The following is a 24588-nucleotide window of genomic DNA, read 5'->3' on the forward strand; positions in this document are numbered from 1 at the left end:
ATGTTTCGCGGTCGGCACACCCGCAGACATCCGTCACCTGACGGATGAACGAACTTTGTTGTGGCTCAACGGTTGTGCCGTTCGGATGGCCCTGCGGATGGGCGTGCATCGGCACGGACGGACGCCCGCCCGCCGGGTGAGGAAGAGCTCAATCCGTCACGTCGAGCAACCGGCGCGCCGCCACCGCTGCTCCATCGGTGCGGATCTCGTTCCCCAATGCCCGCGCCCGGGCCCGGGTTTCCGGTGCCACCGCGATTTCGAACGCGGCGCGTAAGGATTCGGCGGTTGCCGTCGGGCCGTCGAGGGCCGCCCCGACCCGGCGGGCCGCCACCTGACCGGCCCAGTACGGGTTGTCCGCCAACGGGATCGGGACCACCAGCTGCGGCACGCCGGCCCGGGCCGCCGTCTGCGTCGTGCCCGCGCCGCCGTGGTGGACCACCGCGGCCAGCCTGCCGAACAGCCGCTGGTGGTTGACGTCGCCGATCGCGAGGCAGTCGTCGTGGCCGTCGACCAGGTCCAGGCCGGCCCAGCCGCGGGAGACGAGTACCCGGTGGCCGCGGGCGCGGGCCGCCTCGACCGACCAGCGGGCGATGTCCGGTGCCGGGCTGATGCTGCCGAACCCCACGTACACCGGCGGCGCGCCCGCCTCCAGGAACGCTTCCAGTTCGGCGGGCAGCGGACGTTCGTCCACCTGGGTCCACGCACCTGTCTGGACCACCGAGAGGCCACCCGGCTCCTCGGGCCACGGCCCGAGGACCGGGTCCGCCGCCAGCCACGGCCGGTCGGAGCAGACGTGGTCGCGCACGTTGTCCACCGGCGGCAGGCCGAGCGCGGCCCGATGGGCGTTGAGCGGCTCGCGGTACTGCGCGTTCACCAGGCCGGCGTCCCGTTCCCACAACGCCGGGTTGGCGGCCCCGTCCGGCTCCGGCCAGCCCGGCCGCGGCGGCGGCGCGTGGTGCGGCGAGGGCAGGTTGACGGCCGCATAGGTGACGTACACGTACGGGATGCCCGCGGTTTCGGCGACCGAGCGCGCGGCGACCTGCGCCAACCCGGCGGCCACCAGCACGTCGCAGCCGTCGGCCGCCGCGGGGAGGACGGCGAACTGCGTGTCGAGCAGCTCGCTCCGGTACCGGGACAGCTCGGCCGGCGTCGGGGGAGCCGTCGCCCGCATCAGCGCCCGCACCGGCGGCCCGGCCGGCACCGGCTCGATGCCGAGGCCGGCCAGCCGGTCGGCGAACTCGGCGTCCGGCGGGGTGCACATCCGCGTCTTCGCGCCGAGCGCGTGCAGTTCCCGCGCGAGCGCCACCAGCGGTTCGACGTCGCCCCGCGTCCCGTACGTGGACAGCAGCACTCGCATCGGGTGTCCTCTTCGCTCTCTCCTCGGCGACGTGACCGCAGTCTACGGTGCCCGGGGGAGCGCTTTCCCCGTCTGTGCGAAACCGGCTACTGTCAAGGCGGACAAGGGCTTTTGACCGTCAACAGAACTCGAGGGCCAGGCGATGCCTGTTTCGTCCGCAGTCACCCCCGATGTTTCGATCATCCTGCCCTGCGCCGGATTCGGAACGCGCTTCGGCGCGCCGTACGCGAAGGAGCTGCACTGCCTGGCGCCCGGGGTCACCGTCCTGGACCGCAGCCTGGAAGCCGTCGTCGACCTGGTGCGCGGCGGGCTGGCCGTGCGCGTGGTCGTCGTGTTCGGGACGCACAAGCTGGACACGGTGAAGTACCTCGAGCGTTACGCCGGGACGTTCCAGCTGGTCTTCGTCTACCAGGACGAACCGGGCCTCGACGGCGCGATCCGCAGTGCCCTGCCGATGACGCGGGGGCCGGTGGCACTCGTGCTTCCTGACATCGTTGTCAGCGGTGCGGGCAGTGCGGGCAGCCTCCGTGCCGCGCTGGCGTCGGCCGAGGTGGCGGGGTGGACGGTGGTCGCGGCCGAGGAGTCCGACCCCGGGACACTGCGGCAGATGGGCGCGCTCACGGTGGTCGGGACCACCGGTGACGTCGTGGTCAAGGCGGCCGCGGAGAAGCCGGCGGACCCGGCGGGGTTCAATGCGCTCTGGGGCATGGTGGCGGTGGCCGAGGAGGAGGCGCACCGGCTGCCCGACGTGGTGGTCCGGGAGGCGGACAGCCCGCTGGCGGGCGCGGTCGCCCTGATGGCGGAGCGGATCGTCAACTACAACACCACCGAAGGCTGACCAGGTCCTTTGTGGACGCAAGAGGAGAAGCATGCTCGACGACGTGATGGCGGCGCTCGGCACCGTCCTGCCCCGGCTGGCCGCGGTGACCGGAACCCCCGGGGTCGCCGTCGCGGTGGCGACGAGTGCCGAGCTGCGCACGGCCGCGACCGGGTTCGCGGACCTGGCCGCGGGCACGCCGATGACCGCCGGGACGCTCGCGCCGGCGGGTTCGCTCACCAAGCCCGTCACGGGGCTGGCCTTCATGCAGCTGGCCGAGGCGGGCATGACCGGCCTGGACACGCCGGTCGACGACGTGCTGCCGGCGGGCCTGCGCGGGCCCGGCGCGGCCCCGGTCACCACCGCGATGCTGGCCGCCCACCAGGGCGGCTACTACAGCGACATCGTCACGGCCACGGCGCCCACGGCCCCGGCCGAGCCGATCCTCGAGTACGTCCGGCGCCGGCACGGGGCCGGCCGCGCGGTGGAGTACGGCGGAGTGCTGCCGCTGGTGACGGAGCCCGGGCCCTACTCGTACTCGAGCTTCGGGATCGGCGTGCTGGGCGGCGTGGTCGAGCACCTGACGGGCGAACCGTACGCCGCCCGCGTCCGGCGGACGGTGTTCGACCCGGCGGGGATGACGGCCACGAGCATCGACGACGGCCACGGCACCCCCACCGGGGCGACGGGGTACATGGCGTTCGGCGACTGGTGCGTCCCCAGCCCACCCCTGCGCACGGCGGCGTACCCGGGCGTCGGGATGTACACGAGCGTCACGGACTTCGCGCGGCTGCTGCAATCCCTGCTGCGCACCGCCCGCGGTGACCATGGCCTGGTCACCCCGGACTCGCTCGCGACGATGGCGACACCGCGGGTCCCGCGCCCGCGCCCCCGGTCGTTTTCCGGCCTGACGCTCGAGCTCGCCGACCCGGCACTGGGCGACGACTGGTGGTGGGGCCACACGGCGGCGTTCCCGTGGGGGTTCTGGTGGGAGGCAAGGGTGTGGCCGCACCGCGACCTGGCGGCGGTGGCGGTGGGCAACCGCTGGGACATGGCCCGCTTCCACAACCCGGCAACCCGCAGCGCACCGGGCCTGGCGGTGGAGTGGGCAGGCCACTGGGCGGCATCCGGCGCCCCGGCAAAGCTGCCGGACATGGACGGCCGCCCCCGCTGGACGGGCCCCCGTCCGACACCGGAGAGCTCGCGCTGGATGGGCGTACTGACGGGCGAGCGCACCCACGGCCTGCTGGGGGTGACGGAACGCCTGCCGCTGTCAACCATTGGCGCCCGTTCACTGGGCGACGACTCGGCAGGCTGGGACCCGGAGGCGTTCGCCCGGGGCGTGGAGCAGGCCCGCGCGGTGGCACCGGACCCGGAGGCCCTCGGGGTGTTGGGCCGAGAACTCGGCCCGGCGGCGGCGTTGTGGATGCTGGAGTGCGGAGCGTCGAGCGCGGATCTGACGATGCCCGTGGGTTTCTATGCCGGCACCGCGCACTGATCTTGCCCCAGCCACGAGGTCACGGCCAGTCTGTTGGCCGGTCGCCAGCGCCCCAATGTGGCGTTCGGTGCGTCCAACGCACCGAACGCCACATTGGGTGCGTTGGACGCAACCAACGCCACATTGGGGCGCTTCAGGGGGCTACCGACGGCAGGTCACGGGAGGACGCGGGCGCCGTTGGGCCGCCGCGTAGGCCGAGCGCAGATCGGCGATCACCCGATCGGGCTCGGTCCGCAGCTGGGTCGGCAGTGTCTGCAGGAAGGTGATCCCGGCTGCGGTGTATCGCGCATTGCGAGCCAGGGTCTCGGAGTAGCCGGCTGCACCGCTGTGCCATTTGCGTGAGTCGATCTCCCAGGCGAACGCGATATCGTCGCACCAGGCGTCCGGCTTGGCGATGAAAGCTCCGTGCTCGTCGAACAGCCGTACGTTCCACTCTGCCGGCGGCAGCTCGGCGAGTTTCCAGACCTCCCAGGCTTCGGCTTCGGCGACCGATTCCGCGCCGCCGAGGATCGCCTGGAGGGCCCGTCTGGCCAATGCGGAGCCGCGTTGGCTGCCGAGGCGGAGTTCTTTGTCGAGTTGTTCGGGTGTGCACCGCTTGCGTTGTACGGCCTCGGCAAGCAGTGCCTGTACGGTGTCGAAGTCCCGGATACGGCGTGCTGCGTCGAGTGCCGCACGGTGCACCGGCGCAACGGGTAGTTTTCCTCGGATGACCGGGACGGGTAGCCGGGTCGTGCGTTCGACGACGACGAAGCCGCTACTGGTGATCTCACGTTCGTCCGGAACGAGTATGTGCACGTCGTCAGGCTCCGGGAACTCCCGGAGCCCGTGTCTTCGCAGTGCCCAGAGTCCGGTGAGTACCGTCGAGCCGCCGCCGCGGATGAGTGCCGCTCGCAAGCGCTGTTCGTCGGTCGGCTCGGTGGGATGCAACAGGATGATTCCCGGCAGCAACCGTCGCCAAGGGCCGCCGGGCAGGCAGCGGCGGTAGACGCTGCTGCGTTGCATGCCGATCTCTTCGAGCTCTGCGGTGCGTACAACATCTGGATTGTCTCGGTGGCCGGCAACGAGTGGGTGCTGTGCCCAAGTTCCCCTCTTCACGCTCTCAAGGATCACCGCCCTCGACCGCGAAGACCAGGCCGGAGCGTCGCGAGTGGAGGGTTCGCGACGCAATCGGCCGAAATTCAGCCTTCCGTGTCGTCGCGGCGGATGCGCCCCAATGTGGCGTTCGGTGCGTCCAACGCACCGAACGCCACATTGGGTGCGTTGGACGCAACCAACGCCACATTGGGGCGCTCGGGGCCGGGCTCAGCGCAACCGGACCTCCAGCGCCACCCGGTGCCGTCCCCGCGGCAGCGGCACCCAGGCAGGCTCGCCCACCGGCTCCACCGCCGGAAAGCGCTCGAACAGGCTCCGCAACGCCACCTCGGCCTCCAGCTTCGCCAGCGCCACCCCCAAACAAAAATGCGGCCCCCAGCCGAACCCCACGTTGCCCTCGCGGCCGCCGTGGGAGGCCTGCCTGCGGATGTTCGCCTTGTGGGGGCAGGCGTACTGGGCCGGGTCGCGGTTGGCCGCGCCGAGGACCGCCTGGATCGGGTCGCCCGCGCGGATGCGAACGCCGCCCACCTCCATGTCCGTTGCCGCGTAGCGGAGGCGGGCCAGCTGGACCGGGCCGTCCGTGCGGACCAGCTCGCGCACCGCCGCCGGCCACAGGTCGGGCTCGCTCCGCAGCAGGGAAAGCTGGGCGGGGTCGCGCATCAACGCCAGCGCCGCGTTGGACAGCAGGTGTGCCATCGTCTCGTGCCCGGCCAGCACCAGGAACACCACCAGCGCCACCGTGTCGACGTCGGTCAGGTCGTCCTGGGCGACGACCTCGCTGAGCAGGTCCTCGCGCGGGTCCGCCCGGCGCTTGTCCACCAGTTCGTGGCAGTAGGCGAACATCTCGCCCAGCGTCGGCGTGATCCGCGCCGGGTCGCCGTCGACCAGCACCTTGCCCCAGCGCCACCAGGCCGCCCAGTCCGGCTCCTGCACCCCGACCAGCTCGCACACCACCGCCATCGCCAGCGGGTAGGCGTACTCGTCCAGCAGGTTCGCCGTCGCGCCGAGGCCGTCGAGCAGCTCGTCGACGATCTGCTGCACCCGGGGCCGCAGCGTGGCGACGCGGGTTGCGCCGAAGGCGTGGCTGATGCTGCGGCGCAGCCGGGTGTGCTCGGCGCCGTCGAGGCTCAGCAGGCTCGCGCGCAGGTACGGCAGGTGCTCCGGCGGCGTGCCCAGCGCGAGGAACGCCTCCTCCTGCGTCTGCGCGCCCCGGCCCGGCAGGCCGGTGGGATCGTTGCGCACGGCCGGGTCCGCCAGCACGGCGCGGACCTCGGCGCTGCCGGTGACCAGCCAGCCCTCCCCGCCGTCCGGCAGCCGGGCCCGGCAGACCGGCCCGGCGGCGAGGACGCGGTCGTAGCCGCGCATCGGGTCGTCGAGGACGGCCGGGTCGCGGACGTCCACCACGGGTTCGGACATGAGGCTCCTCAGCCCTTGAGCGGGCCGCCGTTGATCGCGACGCGGTGGCCGAAGCGGGTGTGCGGGTAGTAGTCGTACGTCGCGTGGTGCTGGACGCAGCGGTTGTCCCAGAACACCAGCGTGTTCGGCGCCCAGCGCACGCGGCAGGCGAGCATCGGCCGGTTCGGCACGATCGAGAACAGCAGGTCGAGCACCGCCTGGCTTTCGTCGGCCGACAGCTGCGGGATGCGCGAGGTGTAGGCCGGGTTGACGTACAGCAGCGGCCGGTCGGTCTCCGGGTGCCGCACCACCACCGGGTGCTCGCTGACCGGCGGCTCGTAGCCGTCCGGAATCTTGTGCCCGCGGAACGCGTGCGCGCCGTCGTGGATCGCGGTCAGCCCGGCCAGCAGCTCCTTCAGCTTCGGCGACAGCATGTCGTAGGCGAGGTGCATGTTCGCGAAGAGCGTGTCGCCGCCGCTGCCCGGCTCGGGCATGCGCGTGATGTGGAGCATCGAGCCCAGCGACGGCTCGGCGTCGGCCGTCCCGTCCGCGTGCCAGCCGTTGCCGAAGACGTTCGCCGACTCCGGCGCGGTCGCGACCTCGAGGATGTACGGGTCGCCGTGCTCGGGCGGCGGGTTCACCGGGCGCAGCTCGCCGAACGCCGCCGCCAGGCGCTTGTGGTCCTCGACCGAGATGTCCTGGTCGCGGAACACCAGCACGTGGTGGTCGAGGAAGGCCGTCTTCAGCTCGGTGAGCTGCTCGTCGGACAGCTCCCGCGTCAGGTCCAGGCCGGTGACCTCGGCGCCGATCACCGGGGTGAGGCCCCGCACCGCCAGGGTCCGGTAGCCGCGCGCCGGCCGCGTCGTGATCCGCTTGACGGCGTCGAGTTCGTACTGCTCCATGGTTTCCTTTCCTGGAACGGGTCTCACGGTCCGATGGCCGCGGCCACCACGGTGACGTGCGGGGCGCGCACGATGCCGTAGTGGGTGGCGGGCAGCTCGCGCCAGTGGCTCGGTGCGGGCAGCAGCGCGCGCCAGCCGTCGCGCGCGGTCACCGGCAGGCCGGCTTCGGGTTCGGCGGCGAGCCAGACGTGGCTGGGCGTCGCGGTCAGCCGGGGCAGCTCGTGCCCCGCCATGCTCGCCAGGTTGGCCCGGCACGCGCGGGCGAGCCGGCGGGCGTGCTCGCCCGCGGTGCCGCCGGACGCGCCGAGCTCCCGCTCGAACACCGTTTCCAGCTGCGGTTCGCTGTAGTCCGCGGCGCTCGCGCCGGGCGGCGGCGGGTCGATGAGGTGCAGCGCCCGCACCGGCTGCCCGGCGGCCTCGGCTTCAGCGGCCATGCCGGCCGCGACCCAGGCGCCGAACGACCACCCGGCCAGCTGCCGGACGTGGCCGGGGAACCGCCGCGCCAGCGCCGCGTGGTAACGCCGGGCCCGGTCCACAATGGACCAACCGGGTGGCTCCGGCAGGCTCAGCGCCGGATCGGCGATCACGCAGACGCCGAGCGCCGGATCCAGCGCCTCGACGAGCGGGCGGTAGGCGTGGACGTCCCCGCCGACCGGGTGCACGAGGCACACGACTTCACGGCCGGCGCCGGCCCGCCACACCTGCACCACCACGTCGCCCGTGTCGGCGGCTTCGGCGAGCTTGGCCAGCAACGTGGTCATCGTCACCTCCGGGCCGAGCCAGGCGAGGTCGAGGTCGACGCCGTAGAGGCGTTTCACCGAGTCCACGACGTCCAGCAGCGTCAGCGAATCGGCGCCGAGGTCGTACAACGGGACGTCGGGGTCGAGCTCGGCGACGCCGAGGAGCGCGCGGACTTCCTCGGTCAGGTCCGCATCGGCCGGTTTGGCCGCCGGGGTGGTCTCGCGTTCGTGGAACGCGCGGGCGGATTCGAGGCCGGTCGTGGCGACCAGGACCTGCGGTAGCCCGGTCCCCAGCGCGCGGGCGAAGGTGCGCCGCCCCTCGTCGTCGCGCAGGCCGACGGCCAGGTGGGCCTGGTGCCGGGCGTCGGTCTCCCGGGCCGTGACGGCCATGCCGCTGTCGCGCCAGGCGTCCCAGCCGATCGAGAGCCGGACGGTCGGGCCGTCGGTGTGGGCGAGGGCGTCGAGGAAGCCGTTGGCGGCCGCGTAGTCCAGCTGGCCGATCCCGCCGAACTGCGCGGACAGCGAGGAGCAGTACACGGCATACGCGGGCCGGTCGCGTTCGATGAGCTGTTCGGTGAGGAGAGCCCCGGCGAGCTTGACTGCCTGCGTGCCGGCGCCGCGGGTGGCGATGAGCCCGCCGTCGGGGACCCCGGCCGCGTGCACGATCCCGGCGAAGGGGCCGCGCACGTCGTCGGCGGTGATCTCCGTGAGGTCGGCGGCGAGCAGGTCGACGCGGTCCGCCCACGGCTTGAGCGCTTCGGGCAGGTGAGGGTGGCGCGCCAGGAGGACGACGCGGCCGGTCGTGCGGGTCAGGAGCTCTTCGGCGACGGCCGTGCCGATCCCGCCGGTGCCGCCGAGGACGAGGTGCGTCCCGTCGGCGGCGACGGGTTCGCCGTCGGTGACGGCGGCGGTCTCCTTGGCCCACCAGAAGCCGTTCCGGAGGGCGACGCGCGCGGGCGGGGTCGGACCGGTGAGCAGGTCGGCGAGGGGGTCCAGGTCCGGGCCGGGGAGATCGGCCCAGTGGCCGGGCACGCCGGTTTCCTGCGGGCCGACGGCGGTGACCCCGGCCAGCAGCCCGGCTTCCGGGCGGGTGACGGCGGTGGTCGCGGGCGCGGCACCGGCGGAGACCCACCAGGTCCTCAGTGGACGGTCACGCGCGGCCCGCAGGAGCGCGGCGGGCGTGTCGAGGCAGGCCCAGGTGGCGTGGCGCACGGAGGCCTCGCCGAGCGGGCCGGCGACGCCGAGGGGGAGGGTGTGCAGCCAGTCGATCCCGGTGTCCGGCAGGGCGTCCAGTACTTGACGCAGGTGCGTGGTGTCGGCGGGGTCGGCGTCGAAGGTGTCCGGGCCGCGGCGGGCGAAGTGGCCGGCCGCGTGGACGCGCACGACCCGCGGGTAGGCGGCGTCGAGGGCGGGGGCGGTCAGCGGGCCTTCGCCGCAGACGACGAGGACGCGGCCGCTTCGGGTGGCGGTGGCCGAACGGCGCAGGCGCACCCAGGTGGGCTGGTGCAGCCACCGCGATTCGGGCAGCCGCGCGACGGCGGCTTCGCGCGGGAAGCCGAAGTCCTGCGCGTCGAACGCGGGCGGCGGGAAGTCCCACGGCGCGGGGGCAGGGGAGTGCCCCCAGTCGACGGGAGCGCCGCTCAGCCAGGCCGCGGCCTGCTCGGCAGCGGGGCCGGAGTGGGCACTTTCACGTGAAAGTGCCGGGTCGGGGACTTCCTGGGGCTCGGCCGTGCGCAGCCACTCGACCGCCGCGGCCGCGTCCTCGCACGCCGCCGCCATCCGCCAGTGACCCTCGGGCCGGCCCGACTGCAGGTGCCGGAGGACGTCCACATAGGACGATGGGTGCGCGGCCAGGTAGTCCGCCACCCGGGCCGCGTCCGAACGCAACGCCGTCGCGCTGCGGGCCGAAAGCACCAGGCACCGCACCGGATCCGGGCGTGACGGCGGCACCGGGCGCACTTGCTCCAGCACGACGTGGGCGTTCGTCCCCCCGATGCCGAAGCTGCTCACCCCGGCCACCCGCGGGCCCGCGGGCCAGGGTTCGGCGGACGTCGGCACCCGGAACGGCCCCAGCTCCAGCGCCGGGTTGGGCACGCGGAAGTCCACCGTCGGCGGCAGCACCCCGTGGTGCACCGCCAACGCCGCGCGGATCAGCCCCACCACGCCGGCTGCCGCGCCCAGGTGGCCGAGCTGGCTCTTCACCGACGAAAGGGCGCACGCCGACACCTCGGGCATCGCCTCGCGCAGGGCCGCGACCTCGATCGGGTCGCCAAGGCGGGTGCCGGTTCCGTGCGTCTCCACGTAGCCGACGTCCGCGCCCGAGCGCCCGGCCCGCCGCAGCGCGGCCCGGATCGCCGAACGCTGTCCCGCCGGGGACGGCGCGCTGTAGCCCTGCTTCACCGCGCCGTCGTTGGTCAGCGCCGAACCCGTGATCACCGCGTACACGGTGTCGCCGTCGCGACGGGCCGCCGAAAGCGGCTTCAGCACCACGACGCCGACGCCGCTCGCGCCCACCGTGCCGTCGGCGTCGTCGCTGAACGGGCGGCAGTGCCCGTCCGGCGAGAAGATGTGCTGCGGCCGGTACCGGTAGCCCTCGGCCAGGGTGACGTCGACGAGCACGCCCCCGGCCAGCATCGCGTCCGCCTCGCCGCCGCGCAGCATCCCGGCGGCCTGGTGGACGGCGACCAGCGAACTCGAACACGCCGTCTGGGTCGTCAGCGCCGGGCCGGTCAGGTCGAGGTGGTAGGCCACCTTCGTCGCCAGGAAGTCCTTTTCGTGGTGCAGGGCCAGCTGGAAGCCGTCCGGCAGCGCCGCCGGGTCGGCTTCGCGCAGCATCTGCTGGAAGTACGTGTTCTCGCCGCAGCCCGCGATGATCCCGACGCCGTCGCCCGAGGTGATCCCGGCGTGCGACAGGGCTTCCACGCACGCCATCAGCAGCTGCCGCTGCTGCGGGTCCATCAGCGCCGCGTCGCGGTGGCTGATGCCGAAGTACGCGGGGTCGAACGCCAGCGGATCGGCCAGGAGACTGCGCGCCCCGACCAGGCCGTCCGCGGCCGGGAACTCCTCGATGCCACGCCGGCCCGAGACGACGAGGTCCCAGAACGCCGCCAGGTCCGCCGCCCCGGGCAGCCGCACCGCCATGCCGACGACGGCCACCGGCTCGTCGGCCGCGGCTCGGGAAGACGCGGCCGTCGCGGCCGGGCCGCGTTCGAGGTGCCGGGTCAGGTCCCGCAGGGTGACGTGCTCGAAGAGGTCGGCCACCGTGAACCGGTAGCCCGCTTCCGCGCAGCGCAGGTGGAACCGCATCAGCGACAGCGAACTGGCCCCGGCGGCGAAGAACGTCTCGTCGGGACCGATCGGCGTGCCGGTCACCTCCTCGAACAGCGCCGCCAGCTCGCTCGACGGCCGCGCGGCCGTCCGGTGCAGGTCGGTCCCCGCCGTCCGGGGAGCGGCGTCCCGGTCGAGCTTCCCGCTGGGCGTGCGCGGCAGGGCGGCGACGACGCGGAACCGGTCGACCCGCGCGTGCGGCGGCAGCAGCGGCACGAGGTGGTCGGCCAGCTCGGCCGCCGACGGCGTCCGGCGGCACTCCAGGAACGCCGTCAGCCGGCCGTCTTCGGCCGCGACGACGGCGTTGACGACGTCCGCGTGGCGCAGCAGCGCGGCCTCGACCTGCCCGAGTTCGAGCCGGTGCCCGCTGAGCTTGACCTGCCGGTCGGCCCGGCCGTCGAAGTGCAGCAGCCCGGCGCGGTCGAAGTGGGCGAGGTCGCCGCTGCGGTAGTACAGCTCCGGCAGGTCGGCGAACTTCTCCGGTGCCGCGTCGCCGAGGTAGCAGCGGTTCGCCGGGAGGCCGCCGATGAGCAGCTCGCCCACCTGCCCCGGCGGCAGGGGCGCGCCCGCGGCGTCGGCGACCCGCAGGAGGGCGTTGGCCACCGGGCGGCCGATCGCGGGCCGGTCGGGCCAGCCCGCCGGGTCGCCGTCGAGGGTCAGCGCGCTGACGACGTGGGTCTCGGTCGGGCCGTAGTGGTTGTGCAGCCGCGCGCCGGGCAGCCCGGCGAACCAGCGGCGGATCGCCGGCGTGCACACCAGCTGCTCGCCGGCGGTGACGACGTCCCGCAGCCGCGCGGGGTACCGGCCGAGCCGGACGCCGTGCTCGGCCAGCAGCTGCAACGCCACGTACGGCAGGAAGATCCGCTCGATGCCGGCGCTGTCGAGCTGGTCCAGCAGCGCCGGGACGTCGTGGCGCCACTCCGGGCGGATCAGGTGCAGCAGGCCGCCGCCGCACAGCGTCGTGAAGATCTCCTGGAACGACACGTCGAACGACAGCATCGAGAACTGCTGCGTCGCCGCGGGCGGGGCGGCCTGCCACTGCAGCAGGTTGGCCAGGGTGCGGTCCGGGACGCGCACGCCCTTCGGCACGCCGGTCGAGCCCGAGGTGAACAGCGTGTAGAGCGGCCGTCCGGCGTGCCGGGCGGGGACGTCCGGCACCGGCCCGCCGGTGAGCGTGACGAACCGCCGTTCGACGTCCGTGTCGAGGGTTTCGCCCGGGGCCAGCAGGACGCAGCGCGGCCGGACGCGGTCGAGCATGGCGTGCAGCAGCTCCGGCGGGTAGGCGGGGTCGAGCGGCACGGCGGTGATGTTCAGCCGGGCCAGCGCCAGGAGCGCGACGACGTGCTCGGCCGACGGCCGGAAGTACAGCGCGATGTCCGTGGCGTCGGCGGGCAGCGTGGCCGCGAGCCGGGCCGCGTGCGCGTCCAGTTCGGCGTAGGTCAGGGTCGTGTCGCCGGTCAGCGCCGGGGCGTCGGGCGTCCGCGCGACCTGCCGCGCGAAGCCGTCCGCCACGGTCTCCCAGGTCAGCTCCGTCGTCGCGCCACGGCCGTGGTCGCGGTGGTCGGGGATCCGGGCGTCGCCGTGCAGGGCGCGGTCGAAGACTTCGCCGAGCGCCGTCGCCTCGGCCTCGGTGAAGTGGCCTTCCCCGTACTCCCACAGGCAGTCGAAGCCGTCCGGCCGTTCCACGACGGACAGCGTCAGCGCGCACTTCGCCTCGGCCGCCTCGATCCATTGTGGACTGACCGTGCACCCGGGCAGGCGCAACGCGCCGAAGTCGGTGTTCTCCAGGACGAACAGGTAGTCGAAGGCCGCGTACCCGGGGTCGAGGTCGGCGAACGCGACGTCCTGGTGGTCCAGGACCGATCCCGCCGCTTCGCCGAGCCGCCGCAACTGGGTGCCCAGGTCTTCGTCCGGGGCCACGGCCAGCGGCAGCCGCACGGTGTTGGCGAACATCCCGACACCGTCTTCGAACTCCCGCACCGGCCGGTTCGCGACCGGTGCGGCGATCCGCGGCCGGGTTCGCCCGGTCACCGCGTACAGGCTCCAGGCGAACACGCCGAGCAGGAGCTGGAACCGCGTCAGACCCAGGTCGCCGGCCCATTCGTCGACGCGCTCGCGGTCGATGCGGGTCGTGTGCAGCCGCCCTTTCAGGGACGCTTCGCCGAGCGGCTCGGCCTCGTCGGACCGATCGGTCAGCCGGTCGCGGTAGGCGGGGGAAGCGAACCAGCGGGACTGCCAGGCGGCGAAGTCGAACGGCGTGTGCGCTCCCGGCCGCGGCGGCGCGCCGGACAGCTCGCGGAAGAGGACGTTCAGCGACCAGCCGTCGACGGCGATGTGGTGCAGGCACAGCAGAAGCGTCCCGTCCGGGCGCCAGGCCGCGCGCAGCAGCCGGCCCGACGCCAGCTCGAAGGGCGCGGTGAAGAAGCCGTCGTCCGGTTCGGTCCACGGGTCGTAGGGCGCGGTCGCCACCTGCCGCAGGCCGTCGGCCGTCGCTTCGAACGCGGTGCGCAGCGCCGGGTGCCGGACCACCAATTCCCGGACGGTCCGGCGCAGGGTGTCGAGGTCGGGCGAGCCGGTGACGCGGAAGGCGAGCGGCACGTGGTACGCCGTGGACGCCGGATTCCGTTGCTGCAGCAGCCAAAGCCGTTGCTGCTCGCTGGTGGCCGGTGCCGAGGTTGCGGTGGTGGGCGGGCCCGGCTCCGGGTAGGCCGCCTGCCCCGCCGCCGAAACCGCGGCGGCGAGATCGGCGAACGTCCCGCGCTGCACCACCGAAGGCGCGAGGTCCGCACCCCAGCGCTCCCGGAGCGCGAACCGCAGCCGCAGCGCCTTGAGCGAGTCGCCGCCGGACCGCAGCCACGCGTCACCCGGACGGAGATCCGGGACGCCGAGGACGTCCGACACGACGGCCAGGACTTCGCGCTCCCACGGGGTCGCTTCGCCGCCGGAGTCCGGCCGCCACGCCGGGATTCCGCCCGCCACCAGGGCAGCTTCGTCGACCTTCCCGTTCGCATTGCGGGGCAGCTCGCCGACGCGGAAGACGTGGTGCGGCCGCATGTAGGCCGGCACGGTCTCGGCCAGGTGCGTCTCGAAGTCCTCGAAGGACAGGTCACCGGCGACGACGAAGGCGAGCAGTTCGGCCGTGGCGGCGCGGCGCACGGCCACGTGGACCTGGCGGATCTCCGGGTGCGCGAGGAGCCGCTGTTCCAGTTCGCCCGGCTCGATCCGGAACCCGCGGACCTTGACCTGCCGGTCGGTGCGCCCGACGTAGGCATAACGCCCGCCCGGCAGCACGCGAACCAGGTCGCCGGTGCGGTAGAACCGCGCGCGGCCCTCGTCGAGCCACGGCAGCCGCACGAACCGCTGCCCGGTTTCCGCGGGCAGGCCGCGGTAGCCGAGGGCGACCCCGGCGCCGGAGAGGTACAACTCGGCGACCTCGCCTTCGGCGGCCACACGCTCGTCCGGTGCGAAGACCGCGACCGCGCCGGTGCCCGGCAGCGGACGGCCGATCGGCACGACGTCGCCGTCGAAACCGCGCGGGATCGCGTAGCTGAGCGCGAACGTCGTCGTCTCGGTGGGGCCGTAGCCGTTCTGCAGCCGCGTCGGCGCGTCCGGGTTGGCCCGGTACCAGCGGCGGATCAGCGGCGCGTTGAGCTGCTCGCCGCCGATGACGACCCGGCGCACGGTGGCGAAGGCGCCCGGCACGGTCTCGGCGACCGCGTTGAACAGCGTCGCCGTGACGAACATCGTGTCGATGCGTTCGCGAACCAGCGCGTCGGCGAAGGCCTGCGGGTCGCGGACGGTGTCGTCGCCGAGGATCACGCACGTGCCGCCGGTCAGCAGCGGCACCCACACCTCGAAGCTGATCGCGTCGAACGCCGGGTTGGCCAGGCAGGCGTACCGCGTGCCGTGGTCGAGCCAGCCGGGTTCGGCCAGGCGCAGGACGCCCGCGTCGCGGATCTCCACGCCCTTGGGCCGCCCGGTCGTACCGGAGGTGGAGAAGAGGAACGACGCGGGCGCGGGCTCGGCGGGCACCCCGGCTTCCGCGGGAGTCGCAACGGGCAGCTCGCCCTCGATCACCGCGACCGCACCCGCGTCGGCGAGGATGACCTCGCGGCGCGCGGGCGGGCTCTGCCGGTCCAGCGGCACGACCTGGCCGCCGAGGCGCAGCACACCCAGCATGGCCTGCACCAGCTCCAGCGAGCGCGGCAGGGCGACGGCGACCGCGTCACCCGGGCGAACACCTTGGCGCGCCAACGCTTCCGCGACGCCGGCGGCCCCCGCGTTCAGCTCGGCGTAGGTCAGCCGTCGGTCGCCGTCGGACACGGCGAGGGCGTCCGGGTGCCGCAAGGCCCGGTCGTGGACGCGGCGGGCGATCGACGTCATCGGGCCGCCAGCTCGGCCGTGACGATCTTGGCGACCAGGGGCAGCGCGTCGCTCTCCAGCATGTCCCAGTGCCCGCACCCGGCGGGGACCACCTCGAACCCGCCGCGGGCGCGGCGGCGCCAGAACTCCACGGTGCCGGGAACCGGGTCCTCGCCGACGGCCTGCACGAACACCACGCGCGCGGCCGTCTCGCCGGGGTCGTGGTCGCGTGCGGTCCGCCGGTTGTGGTTGTAGGTGCGGTGGTAGCGCTCGATCTGCGCGTCCTCGATCCCGGGGTACATCCCGTTGAAGCGGACCAGCTTTTCGCGGAACTCGGCCGCGGGCACCGGCTCGATCGCCGCCTTCGCGGCCGGGTCGTCGGTGGCGGTGGTGTCGAGCAGGACGACGCTGACCCGCGGGTGGTGTGCCGCGAGCCGGCGGCCCATTTCGTGGGCGACCAGCCCGCCGTAGGAAAGTCCACAAAGGACCAGCGTCTCGTCCGGCCGGGGGTCGACGAGCCGCAGGTACTCCTCGGCCATCGCCTCGACGCTCGGCAGCGGCTCCTCGCCGGGGTCGAGCCCGGGGGACTGGATGCCGACGACGCCGGCGTCCTCGGGCAGCAGCCCGCTGAGCGGCAGGTAGCAGAACGCCGTGCCGCCCGCCGGGTGCACGCAGACGACGCGGGCCGCACCGGCGCCGCGGCGGAACTCGATCAGGCTGCCGCTGCCGGGCGGGCCGTCCGCGCGCAGCAGGGCGGCCTGCGCCTCGACGGTCGGGTGCAGGATGACGTCCTGGATCGGCAGCTCGCGGCCGAACTCGGTGCCGATGGCGTGGGCGAGCTTGATCGCCGAGATCGACGTGCCGCCGACGTCGAAGAAGTCGTCCGAGACGCCGATCGCGGGGTGCACCAGGAGCGCGCGCCAGATCCGCAGCAGCGCGAGCTCGACGTGGTCGCGCGGAGCTGTCGTGTTGACCGGGTTGTGCGAGGCGCTCGTGCGGGCTCGGGCCAGGACGGCGTCGCGGTCGAGCTTGCCGCTGCGGCTCAGCGGCAGCCGGTCGAACTCGGCGAAGACCGACGGGATCATGTAGTCGGGCAGCCGGCCGGCCAGCGCGGCCCGCCACTCGTGCGGCGTCCGGCCGCCACCGCCGGCGACCCCGGCGACGAGCCGCGGCTCGCCTTCGCGGTCCACCAGCACGGCGGCTTCCCGCACGCCGGGGACGGCGAGCAGCGCGGCGGTCACCTCGCCGGGCTCGATCCGGAACCCGCGCAGCTTGATCTGGTCGTCGCGGCGGCCGGCGTACTCCGCTTCGCCGCTCGGGAGCCACCTCGCCAGGTCCCCGGTGCGGTACATGCGCTCGCCGGGGGTGAACGGGTCGGCCACGAACCGCTCGGCCGTCAGCCCCGGCCGGTGCAGGTAGCCGCGGGCCAGGCAGTCGCCGGCCAGGAAGACCTCGCCCACCACGCCCGGTGGCACCGGGCGCAGCCGGTCGTCCAGCAGGTAGAGCCGCGAACCGGGCAGCGCCCGGCCGATCGGCGCCGGGCGGTCCACGGGCTCGGGGTCGAAGTGCGCGGTGGCGTAGAGCGTGGCTTCGGTCGGCCCGTAGCCGAAGCAGATCCGCAGGCCCGGCAGGGCGGCGGTGAGCCGGGCGAGGGCGGCGTCGGGCAGCGGTTCGACGCCGGTCAGCAGCTGCCGCAGCGCGAGCCCGCGGACGCGGCCGGGGTCTTCGTCGATCCACCGGACGTAGGCAGGCGGCAGGAACGCCTGCACCACCTGGTGTTCCCGCAGCCACGCCATCAGCGCGGCGGGATCGGGCCGGACGTCCTCGGGCACGACGTGCAGCACGGCGCCGGTGGTCAGGGGCAGCAGCAGTTCGTGCACGGAGGCGTCGAAGCCGATGCTGGACCACGCCGACGTGGCCTCGCCGGGAGTCGCGCCGAAGCGGTCGAGCCACTGGTCGAAGAGGGCGAGGACGCTGCGATGGGTCACGGCGACGCCCTTCGGGCGCCCGGTCGACCCCGACGTGTAGATCACGTAGGCCGTCTCGCCGGGGTCGGTGGCGACCGGCCTGCGGGTTTCGTGGCCTTCGTTTTCCAGCGCGTCGATGTCGTCCCCGAGGACCAGCACCGGACGCGCGTCCTCGAGCATCGCGGCCCGCCGCGCGGCCGGCTGGGCGGGGTCGAGCGGCAGGTAGGCGGCCCCGGCCTTCAGCACCCCGAGCACGGCGACCACCAGCTCGGCGGACCGTCCACTGTGGATGGCGACAACGTGCCCGGGCCCAGCCCCGCGGGCACGCAGGGCGTTGGCGAGCTTCGTGCTGCGGCGGTCCAGTTCCCCGTAGGTGAGCGTCCGGTCGTCGCAGACGAGCGCGGGGGCGTGCGGGGTGGCGTCGGCGTGGGCGGTGAACCGGTCGACGAGCCCACCGGGACGCCGGGTGGCGCGGGGAGCCGTGGTGAGGATGTCGCGGCGCTCGCGGTCGTCGAGGAGTTCGTAACTCGCGATGGTGGCGTCCGGCCGGGTGGCCAGCTGGTCGAGCAGGCGGACGAGGTACCGGCCGTACCGTTCGGCGGTGGCGTGGTCGAAGAGGGTGACGGCGTAGTCGAGGTGCCCGCGGACGTCGCCGTCCTCATGGGCCAGGTTGAGCGCGAGGTCGAACTTCGCGGGCGCGTCCTCGACGTCGAGGGGGGCGACGGTCACGCCGGGCAGTTCGAGGAGGGCGTGCTGCGTCGGCACCCAGGCGAACATGGTCTGGAAGAGCGGGGTGTGCGCCGGACTGCGCGGCGGGTTGACGAGCTCGACAACGCGTTCGAAGGGCAGTTCGGCGTGGTCGATCGCACCCCGGAGGGCGACGCGGACTTCCTTGAGCAGCGCAGCTCCGGTGTGGTCGCCGGACAGCTTCGCCCGCACGGCGAGGGTGTTGACGAAGAAGCCGAGCGTGGAAGCGTTTTCCTCGCCGCGATTGCCGGTGGGCACGCCGACAACGATGTCAATTTGCGTGGAAAGTCGGTTCAAGAGGATGAACCAGCAGGTCAGGATGGTGGAGTAGAGGGTGACACCGTGCTCGCGCGCGGTCGACTTGAGCCGCGCGGTGAGATCGGGCCCGAGGGCGACGGGCACCCGGGCGCCCCGGAAGTCCTGCCGCGCGGGACGTGGCCGATCGGCGGGCAGGTCGAGTACGGGCGGGACGTTGTCGAGCCGCTCCCGCCAGTAGGCCTCGTGCGGCGCCGGGCCGTCGCTCTCGAGCCAGCGTTGCTGGGCCAGGGCGTGCGCACGGTAGGGCTGCGCGGGCGGCAGGTCGGCGGCGGTGCGGCGCAGTTCCGCGGCGTAGAGGAGGCCGAGTTCGCGCAGGAGGAGGGTGCGGGACCAGCCGTCGAAGACGATGTGGTGGACGGTGATCAGGAGGATGTGGGTGTCCGGGGACTGTCGGTGGTCGCCGGTAGCGTGGAGACCGGGAGGCGCCCCCGCGAGCAACCGAGCCCGCGCCAGCGGCGCCCGCCCCAGGTCGAAGGGCGCCAGCACCTCCCGCCGTCGCAGCTCGGCGGCCTCCTCAGGCCGCCCGGCGACATCGGTCACCTCGCACGGAAACCCGACCCCGGCAGGCTCCACCACCTGCACCGGCCGCCCGTCCTCGACCACGATCCGGGTCCGCAACGCCTCATGCCGGTCGGCCAGCGCGTCGAACGCCCGCTGCAGCGCCTCGCGATCCACCGCGCCCCGCAGCTCGAAGGCCATCGTCTCGTTGTAGGCCGGCCCGGCTCCGTCCAGCTGGGAAACGGTCCAGAGGCGCTGCTGACCGGACGACAGCGGGGCGGACACGCGCATGGACGGCCTTTCCGGGCGGGGCAGGGCGAATAGGGCGAACCAGGCCGAGTCGGGGAAACGCTCTCTGTCGTGCGCCAGTTAACACCACACCATCGGGTGAAGACAAAAAGTCTGCCCGGAAGTCCCTTCAGGCGTGGGAGTCCGTCCGGCCCGTGTGGAGCCACGCGGCGAGATCGGGCGGCGCCAGCTCGGCCAGCCGCCGCTGGTAGTGGTCGACAGCCGCGTCGTCGAGCAGGTCGTGCCACTGGCCGCTGGTGCCGGACCGGAAGAACCCCGTGTTGCTGCGCCACAGCTTCGCGTCGACGCCGGGGGCCAGCTCGTCGGCCCGGCTCCGCATGCGGGTGAACGTCGCCGCCTCGGCGAGCTGGTCGACCCGCCGCGAAGAGATCGAAAGCACCCGGGCCAGGCGATGCAGCTGGCCCGGCAGGTCGGCCTGGAGGTCCGCGTAGTGGAACAGGGCCACGCCGGGCTCGTCGCGGTGGTCCCAGAACGTCCGCACGTGGTGGACCAGGTTGGCCAGGCTCACCCCGAACCCGTCCGACGACGGCGTGAAGTCCGCGTCCGCCCACAGCCGGAACCGCTCGAGGGGGTCGGCCGGGGGCGGGGCGACGACCTGGAGGCCGCCCGCCGTGATGGCGTCCGGGTGGATGTTGGCCACCGCGTGCTCGAACGACAGCATCGCGTCCCGCGGGTCACGGCCGACGCAGACGTACGTCACGTCCGGCTCGGACGGCAGGCCGTCGAGCGGGGTGTGCGTCTTGACGAACCGCCGGTGCCGCCGTCCTTCGAGGTCGGCCAGGATCGCCGGGGTGTCGTACGTGGTCGCGTCCAGCCACGGGGAAAGTTCGGTGAGCGGCCGGGGCAGCTCGGCGGTGTCGAAGACCAGCAACGCGCACAGCATCTGCATCCACGTCGTGCCGCACTTCGGCGGCGTGCTGATCACGATGTCCCCGGCACGGAACCGGAACCCGGCCCACAGCGCGCTGTCGGACACCACCGTGCGGTACCGCCGCAATTCGCCCATTCCGCCCCACCCCCGGGAGCCAGAATCCCACGGTCGTGGCCGCCCGGCTATCCGCGAGCCGGGCTAATCACCAGGACGGCGTGAACCGCACCGGCAGCGCCGCCAGGCCGCGGAACAGCGGCGACGGCCGCCAGGCCAGTGTGTCGGCCGGCACCGCCAGCCCGACGTCCGGGAGCCGGTCGAGCAGCACCTCGATCGCCGCCTCGGCGATGACCTTGGCGATCTCCTGGGCGGCGTACGGGCACCGGTGTTCGCCGTGGCTGAACGACAGGTACGCCTGGTTGCCCGTCGAGGCCTGCGGGACCGGCCGCACCAGCGGGTCCTGGTTGGCCGCGGCGAGCCCGAGGATGAGCAGGTCGCCCTTGCGGATCCGGCTGCCGCCCAGCTGCAGGTCGTGGACGGCGAACCGGCCCGGGAAGTTCTGGGTCGGCGTGTCCTCCCACAGCACCTCGTTCAGCGCCTGGCCGACGCTGCGGCGCCCGCCGGCCAGCGTCATCGCGAAGCGGTCGTCGGTGAGCATCAGCCGCAGGGTGTTGCCGATCCAGTACGCGGTGGGCAGCTGGCCCGCGTTCATCAGGTGGAGCAGGTCCTCGGTGATCTCCTCGTCGGCGAGCGCGGCCGGGTGGGCCAGCAGCCGCGACGTGACGTCCGGCCCGGGGGCGAGACGGCGGGACTCGACCAGCTGCCGCACCTTGTCCCGGACGCGCGCGTACGCCTCGTTCGCGCCTTCGCCGGCGGCGTGGGTCTGGTAGACGTCCCGGACCAGGTCCGCGGTCTCCGCGTCCGGCACGCCGATCATCCGGGCCACGACGGGCAGCGGGATCCCGTCGGCGTACTGGGTGATCAGGTCGGCCTCGCCGCTCCCGGCGAAGGCGTCGACGAGCTCGTCGGCCACCTGCTGGGCCCGGGCGCCCAGCTCGAACTGGTCGACGGCGCCGAGCGCCTCGTCCAGCGCCTCGGCCCGCCGCCGGTGCTCGGCGCCCTCGGCGAACATCATCGTGGGCTGGTAGGCCAGCAGCGGCAGCAGCGGCCAGTCGGGCGGGACGCGGTCCCAGGCGTTCCAGCGCCGCGAGTCGCGGCCGAAGACCTCCGGGTTGCTCACGACGTACTGCACCTCGCGGTAGCCGAGCACGAGCCACGCCGGCACGTCGCCGTCGAGCAGCACGGGGGCCACCGGCCCGTGCGCGCGCCGCAGCTCCGCGTACAGCTCCGCGGACGTCTGCTGGAACCCCGGCCCGGACAACGGCGTGGCGAGGGCGGGCTGAGGGGTGCTCATGACGTGGTCTCCCGGGCGGCGGACAGGGCGAAGAGGTGGTGGACGAGGGAAAGCAGGACGGTCTTGCTGGAGTCGCGCCGCCGGGCGTCGCAGTCGATCAGCGGCACGTCGGCGGACAGGTCGAGCGCCTGCCGCACCTGGTCCAGGGAGTGCTCCGGTTCGCCGAAGTTGTTGCGCGCCACGATGAACGGCGTCCCGTGGTGCTCGAGGCGGTCGATGGAGTACCAGGAGTCGGCCAGCCGGTGGGTGTCCACCAGCACGACGGCGCCCAGCGTCCCGGCGAACAGGCGGTCCCACAGGAACCAGAACCGCTCCTGGCCCGGCGCGCCGAACAGGTACAGCACCATGTGCTCGTTGAGGCTGATCCGCCCGAAGTCGAACGCGACCGTGGTGGTGGTCTTGCCGGGGGAGGCGCCGTCGTCGATCCCGACGCCCGCCTGCGTCATGGTTTCCTCGGTGCTCAGCGGGCGGATCTCGCTGACCGAGCGGACCATGGTCGTCTTGCCGACCCCGAACCCGCCGACGATCACGATCTTCAGGCCCTCCCGGGCGGTGCTCGCCAGCGGGGTACGAACGTCCTGGTCAGAGCTTCTGCAGTCCAACGAGTACCTGCTTCAGGGTTTCGAGATCGGGCAGATCGGTGTCGGCGGGCGCGGGGGACGGGTGGCGGGCGGTGACCCGGCCGGTGTCGAGCAGGTCGCACAGCAGGATCTTCACGACGCTCACCGGCAGGCCCAGCTCCGAGGCGACCTCCACCATGGCCGTCGGGAGCCGGCACAGGCGCAGGATCTTGACGTGCTCGGACTGCATGCCCGGGACCGGATCGCCTTCGCTCACGATCAGCGTCACCAGGTCCAGCGCGCTCTCGTTCGCGCGGCTGCGCCCGCCGGTGACGGTGTACAACCGGTCCGGGTCCTCGCGGTGGAGGTGTTCCCGGCTCATGTCATCCGGCCGCGGTGGGCTGCGGGCGCGGCGGCGCGGTCAGGTGCTCGCCGAGCTGCTCGACGAGCTCGTTCATGTTGTGGCCGATGAGGCCCACGTCCGCGTCGTCGTCGGCGATCACGGCGAGGTGGGCGCCGGCCCCGGCCTCCACGATGAACAGCATCCCGCCGTGGAACTCCGTCATGGACTGGCGCACGCCGCCGGTGCCGTCGCCGAACTCGATGGACGTGCCGTACGCCAGGCTCTGGATGCCCGAGGCGATGGCGGCCAGCTGGTCGGCCTGGTCGATCGTGAGCCCACGGGTGTGGCAGAGCTTGAGACCGTCCTTCGACAGCACCAGGGCGTGCCGGGTGCCCGGGGTCTTGCCCAGCAGGTTCTCCAGCAGCCAGTCGAGATCGTGTTCGGTGGTGTTCATCGGCTGTCCTCCGAGGCAGCAGCGGACGGGCGGGTTCCCCGGCCGGCCGCGTGGAACGCGCTGAACCGCGCCCCGGCGTCGGCACGGGCCGGTGCGGGACTCGCCGCCGGCGGCGGTGCCGGCTTGGGTGCGGCCGCCAGCGTCTGGCCGCGACGTCGTTGCGGCAGCCCGGAAGCGGCACTCTCCACTTCGGACACCGCGGGCGCGGGCGCCGCGGCGGGCGGGGCGGCCGCCTTCGCCGGGCTCGGCGGGGCCGTCGGGGCGTCCGGTTCGGGCTGGGTGATCAGCAGCCGGGGGATCATCACCACCACGCCGGTGCCGCCCCGCGCGGACGGCCGGAAGTGCACGGTCAGGCCGTGCTTGCGCGCCAGGCACCCCACCACGGCCAGGCCCAGCCGGGTGCCGGACAGCGTGGTCAGGTCCAGCGGCTCGGCCGACACCGCCCGCACGGCACGCTCCAGTGCCGCCGGGCCCATGACGAGGCCGCTGTCCTCGATCGTGACGACGACGCCCGCGTGGACTTCTTCCACGTACACGTGCACGTCCTCCGACGGCGGGGAGAAGCTGGTCGCGTTGTCCATCAGTTCGGCCAGCGCGTGCATGACCCCCTCGGCGGCGTACCCGGCGACCGCGACGGTGCTGGTCGAATGCGTCCGCACCCGCTGGTAGGCGCTGATGCGCCCCATCGCGCCGCGCAGGATGCTTTCCATCACGATCGGCTTGGTCCAGCGCCGGCCGGACCGCGCGCCGGTCAGCACCGCGATGCTGTCCGCCAGGCGGCCGGCCTGCGCGGTGCGGTGGTCCAGTTCGAGCAGGTCGCCGAGGACGTTTTCGTCGTAGCGGCCTTCCATCTCCCGCAGGTCGGCCAGCATGCTGGTGGCCAGCGCCTGGACGCGGCCGGCGGCGTTGGCGCAGGCCGCCATGGTGGCCGCGCGCATCCGCTCGCTCCGGGCGATCTCCTGCGCGATCGTGTCCAGCAGGCGCCGGTGCGCGCCGTCGGCCGAGCCCGGCACCTCGGCGAGCGCGGTGTCCACCGACGCCCCGTCGCGCACGCGCCGGACCACGGCGGGCAGCGTGTCGTCGGCGATCCGGGTGACCTCCGCGTCCAGCGCCGCGAGCCGGCCGCGGTCCCGGCGCGCGGCCTGCGCCCAGTGGGCGGCGACGGTGACCGCCGCGCACACCACGGCGGCCGCGATCCCGCTGTACCAGGCCACGAACGTCCGGTCCGCCCCGGACACCATGGCCGTCATCCACCACCACACCGACCCGGTGACGACCACGGCGACCGGCAGAACGTAGCGGGCGGGCAAGTGCACTGACATCGATCAGGTCCTCGGGGGCGTTCGGAGGCAGGACAACGGCACGGCGGAACCCGGGAATCGGGCTGCGCCGGAACTTCGTGCGGATTCGGAAAACGGCGGAACGAGCGGCGGGCTCCTCATTCCCCGGCGACCGTCGCCTGGGGCGACGACGACCCTAGCGCCGATCTTTCCCGTCCGTAAGAGTCAATCTTCGTGGCCACAACTTCGCGGGCCGCCGACGATTCAAGTCAATTCCCAACGAGCAGATCGGCCTATTGGTGAATGGCGGGGGAATGGGGTGGGTGAGATCAACTCTTCC

General features: G+C 73.6%; 14 protein-coding genes. 2 read left to right on the forward strand and 12 right to left on the reverse strand.

All coding sequences use genetic code 11. From position 1 onward, the window contains the following. Positions 1-148: 148 nt before the first annotated feature. Positions 149-1357 carry a glycosyltransferase gene (locus tag BLW76_RS20955; protein WP_091309965.1) on the reverse strand — a complete coding sequence of 403 codons (1209 nt, stop codon included), beginning with the start codon at positions 1355-1357 and terminating at the stop codon, positions 149-151. Positions 1358-1499: 142 nt separating this feature from the next. On the opposite strand from BLW76_RS20955, the gene BLW76_RS20960 reads away from it, so the two are divergent. Together BLW76_RS20960 and BLW76_RS20965 are read left to right on the forward strand one after the other, a co-directional pair. After that, a complete protein-coding gene (locus BLW76_RS20960; RefSeq protein ID WP_091309967.1) occupies positions 1500-2195 on the forward strand; it encodes a glycosyltransferase family protein in 696 nt (231 codons plus the stop codon). Between the two features lie 31 nt (positions 2196-2226). Next, on the forward strand, positions 2227-3672 hold the full coding sequence (locus BLW76_RS20965) for a serine hydrolase domain-containing protein (protein WP_091309968.1): 1446 nt from the start codon (positions 2227-2229) through the stop codon (positions 3670-3672). Positions 3673-3813: 141 nt separating this feature from the next. Here BLW76_RS20965 and BLW76_RS20970 read toward each other — a convergent pair whose 3' ends face one another. The 11 genes from BLW76_RS20970 to BLW76_RS21020 all read right to left on the reverse strand — a co-directional run bounded on the left by BLW76_RS20970 (position 3814) and on the right by BLW76_RS21020 (position 24290). Continuing rightward, a complete protein-coding gene (locus BLW76_RS20970; protein ID WP_091319640.1) occupies positions 3814-4599 on the reverse strand; it encodes a hypothetical protein in 786 nt (261 codons plus the stop codon). Between the two features lie 375 nt (positions 4600-4974). After that, entirely contained in the window at positions 4975-6180 is a 1206-nt protein-coding gene (locus BLW76_RS20975) for a cytochrome P450 family protein (RefSeq protein ID WP_091309970.1), read from the reverse strand. Between the two features lie 8 nt (positions 6181-6188). Then, complete coding sequence (locus tag BLW76_RS20980; RefSeq protein ID WP_091309972.1) at positions 6189-7061, reverse strand: TauD/TfdA dioxygenase family protein; 873 nt, start codon at positions 7059-7061, stop codon at positions 6189-6191. A gap of 23 nt (positions 7062-7084) precedes the next feature. Then, a complete protein-coding gene (locus BLW76_RS20985) occupies positions 7085-15511 on the reverse strand; it encodes an AMP-binding protein (RefSeq protein ID WP_091309973.1) in 8427 nt (2808 codons plus the stop codon). Next, positions 15508-19311 (reverse strand): non-ribosomal peptide synthetase, encoded by a 3804-nt coding sequence (locus BLW76_RS20990; RefSeq protein WP_244170245.1) that lies wholly within the window; start codon positions 19309-19311, stop codon positions 15508-15510. Before BLW76_RS20990 ends, BLW76_RS20985 begins: the two co-directional genes overlap by 4 nt. Positions 19312-19438: 127 nt before the next feature. Beyond that, positions 19439-20335 carry a sulfotransferase domain-containing protein gene (locus tag BLW76_RS20995; protein WP_091309975.1) on the reverse strand — a complete coding sequence of 299 codons (897 nt, stop codon included), beginning with the start codon at positions 20333-20335 and terminating at the stop codon, positions 19439-19441. A 67-nt stretch (positions 20336-20402) separates the two neighbouring features. Continuing rightward, a complete protein-coding gene (locus BLW76_RS21000; RefSeq protein ID WP_091309977.1) occupies positions 20403-21611 on the reverse strand; it encodes a cytochrome P450 in 1209 nt (402 codons plus the stop codon). Next, positions 21608-22141: a GTP-binding protein gene (locus BLW76_RS21005; protein ID WP_091309978.1), complete on the reverse strand. Its 534-nt coding sequence runs from the start codon at positions 22139-22141 to the stop codon at positions 21608-21610. The genes BLW76_RS21000 and BLW76_RS21005 overlap by 4 nt, the downstream gene beginning before the upstream one ends. A gap of 52 nt (positions 22142-22193) precedes the next feature. Continuing rightward, positions 22194-22553, reverse strand: coding sequence for a DUF742 domain-containing protein (locus BLW76_RS21010; protein ID WP_091309980.1), 360 nt, complete (start codon positions 22551-22553; stop codon positions 22194-22196). 1 nt (position 22554) lies between these two features. Further along, complete coding sequence (locus BLW76_RS21015) at positions 22555-22968, reverse strand: roadblock/LC7 domain-containing protein (RefSeq protein ID WP_091309983.1); 414 nt, start codon at positions 22966-22968, stop codon at positions 22555-22557. Continuing rightward, positions 22965-24290: a sensor histidine kinase gene (locus BLW76_RS21020; RefSeq protein WP_091309985.1), complete on the reverse strand. Its 1326-nt coding sequence runs from the start codon at positions 24288-24290 to the stop codon at positions 22965-22967. The genes BLW76_RS21015 and BLW76_RS21020 overlap by 4 nt, the downstream gene beginning before the upstream one ends. Positions 24291-24588 lie beyond the last annotated feature (298 nt).

This window comes from Amycolatopsis tolypomycina, from assembly GCF_900105945.1.
GTDB classification, from domain to species: Bacteria; Actinomycetota; Actinomycetes; order Mycobacteriales; family Pseudonocardiaceae; genus Amycolatopsis; species Amycolatopsis tolypomycina.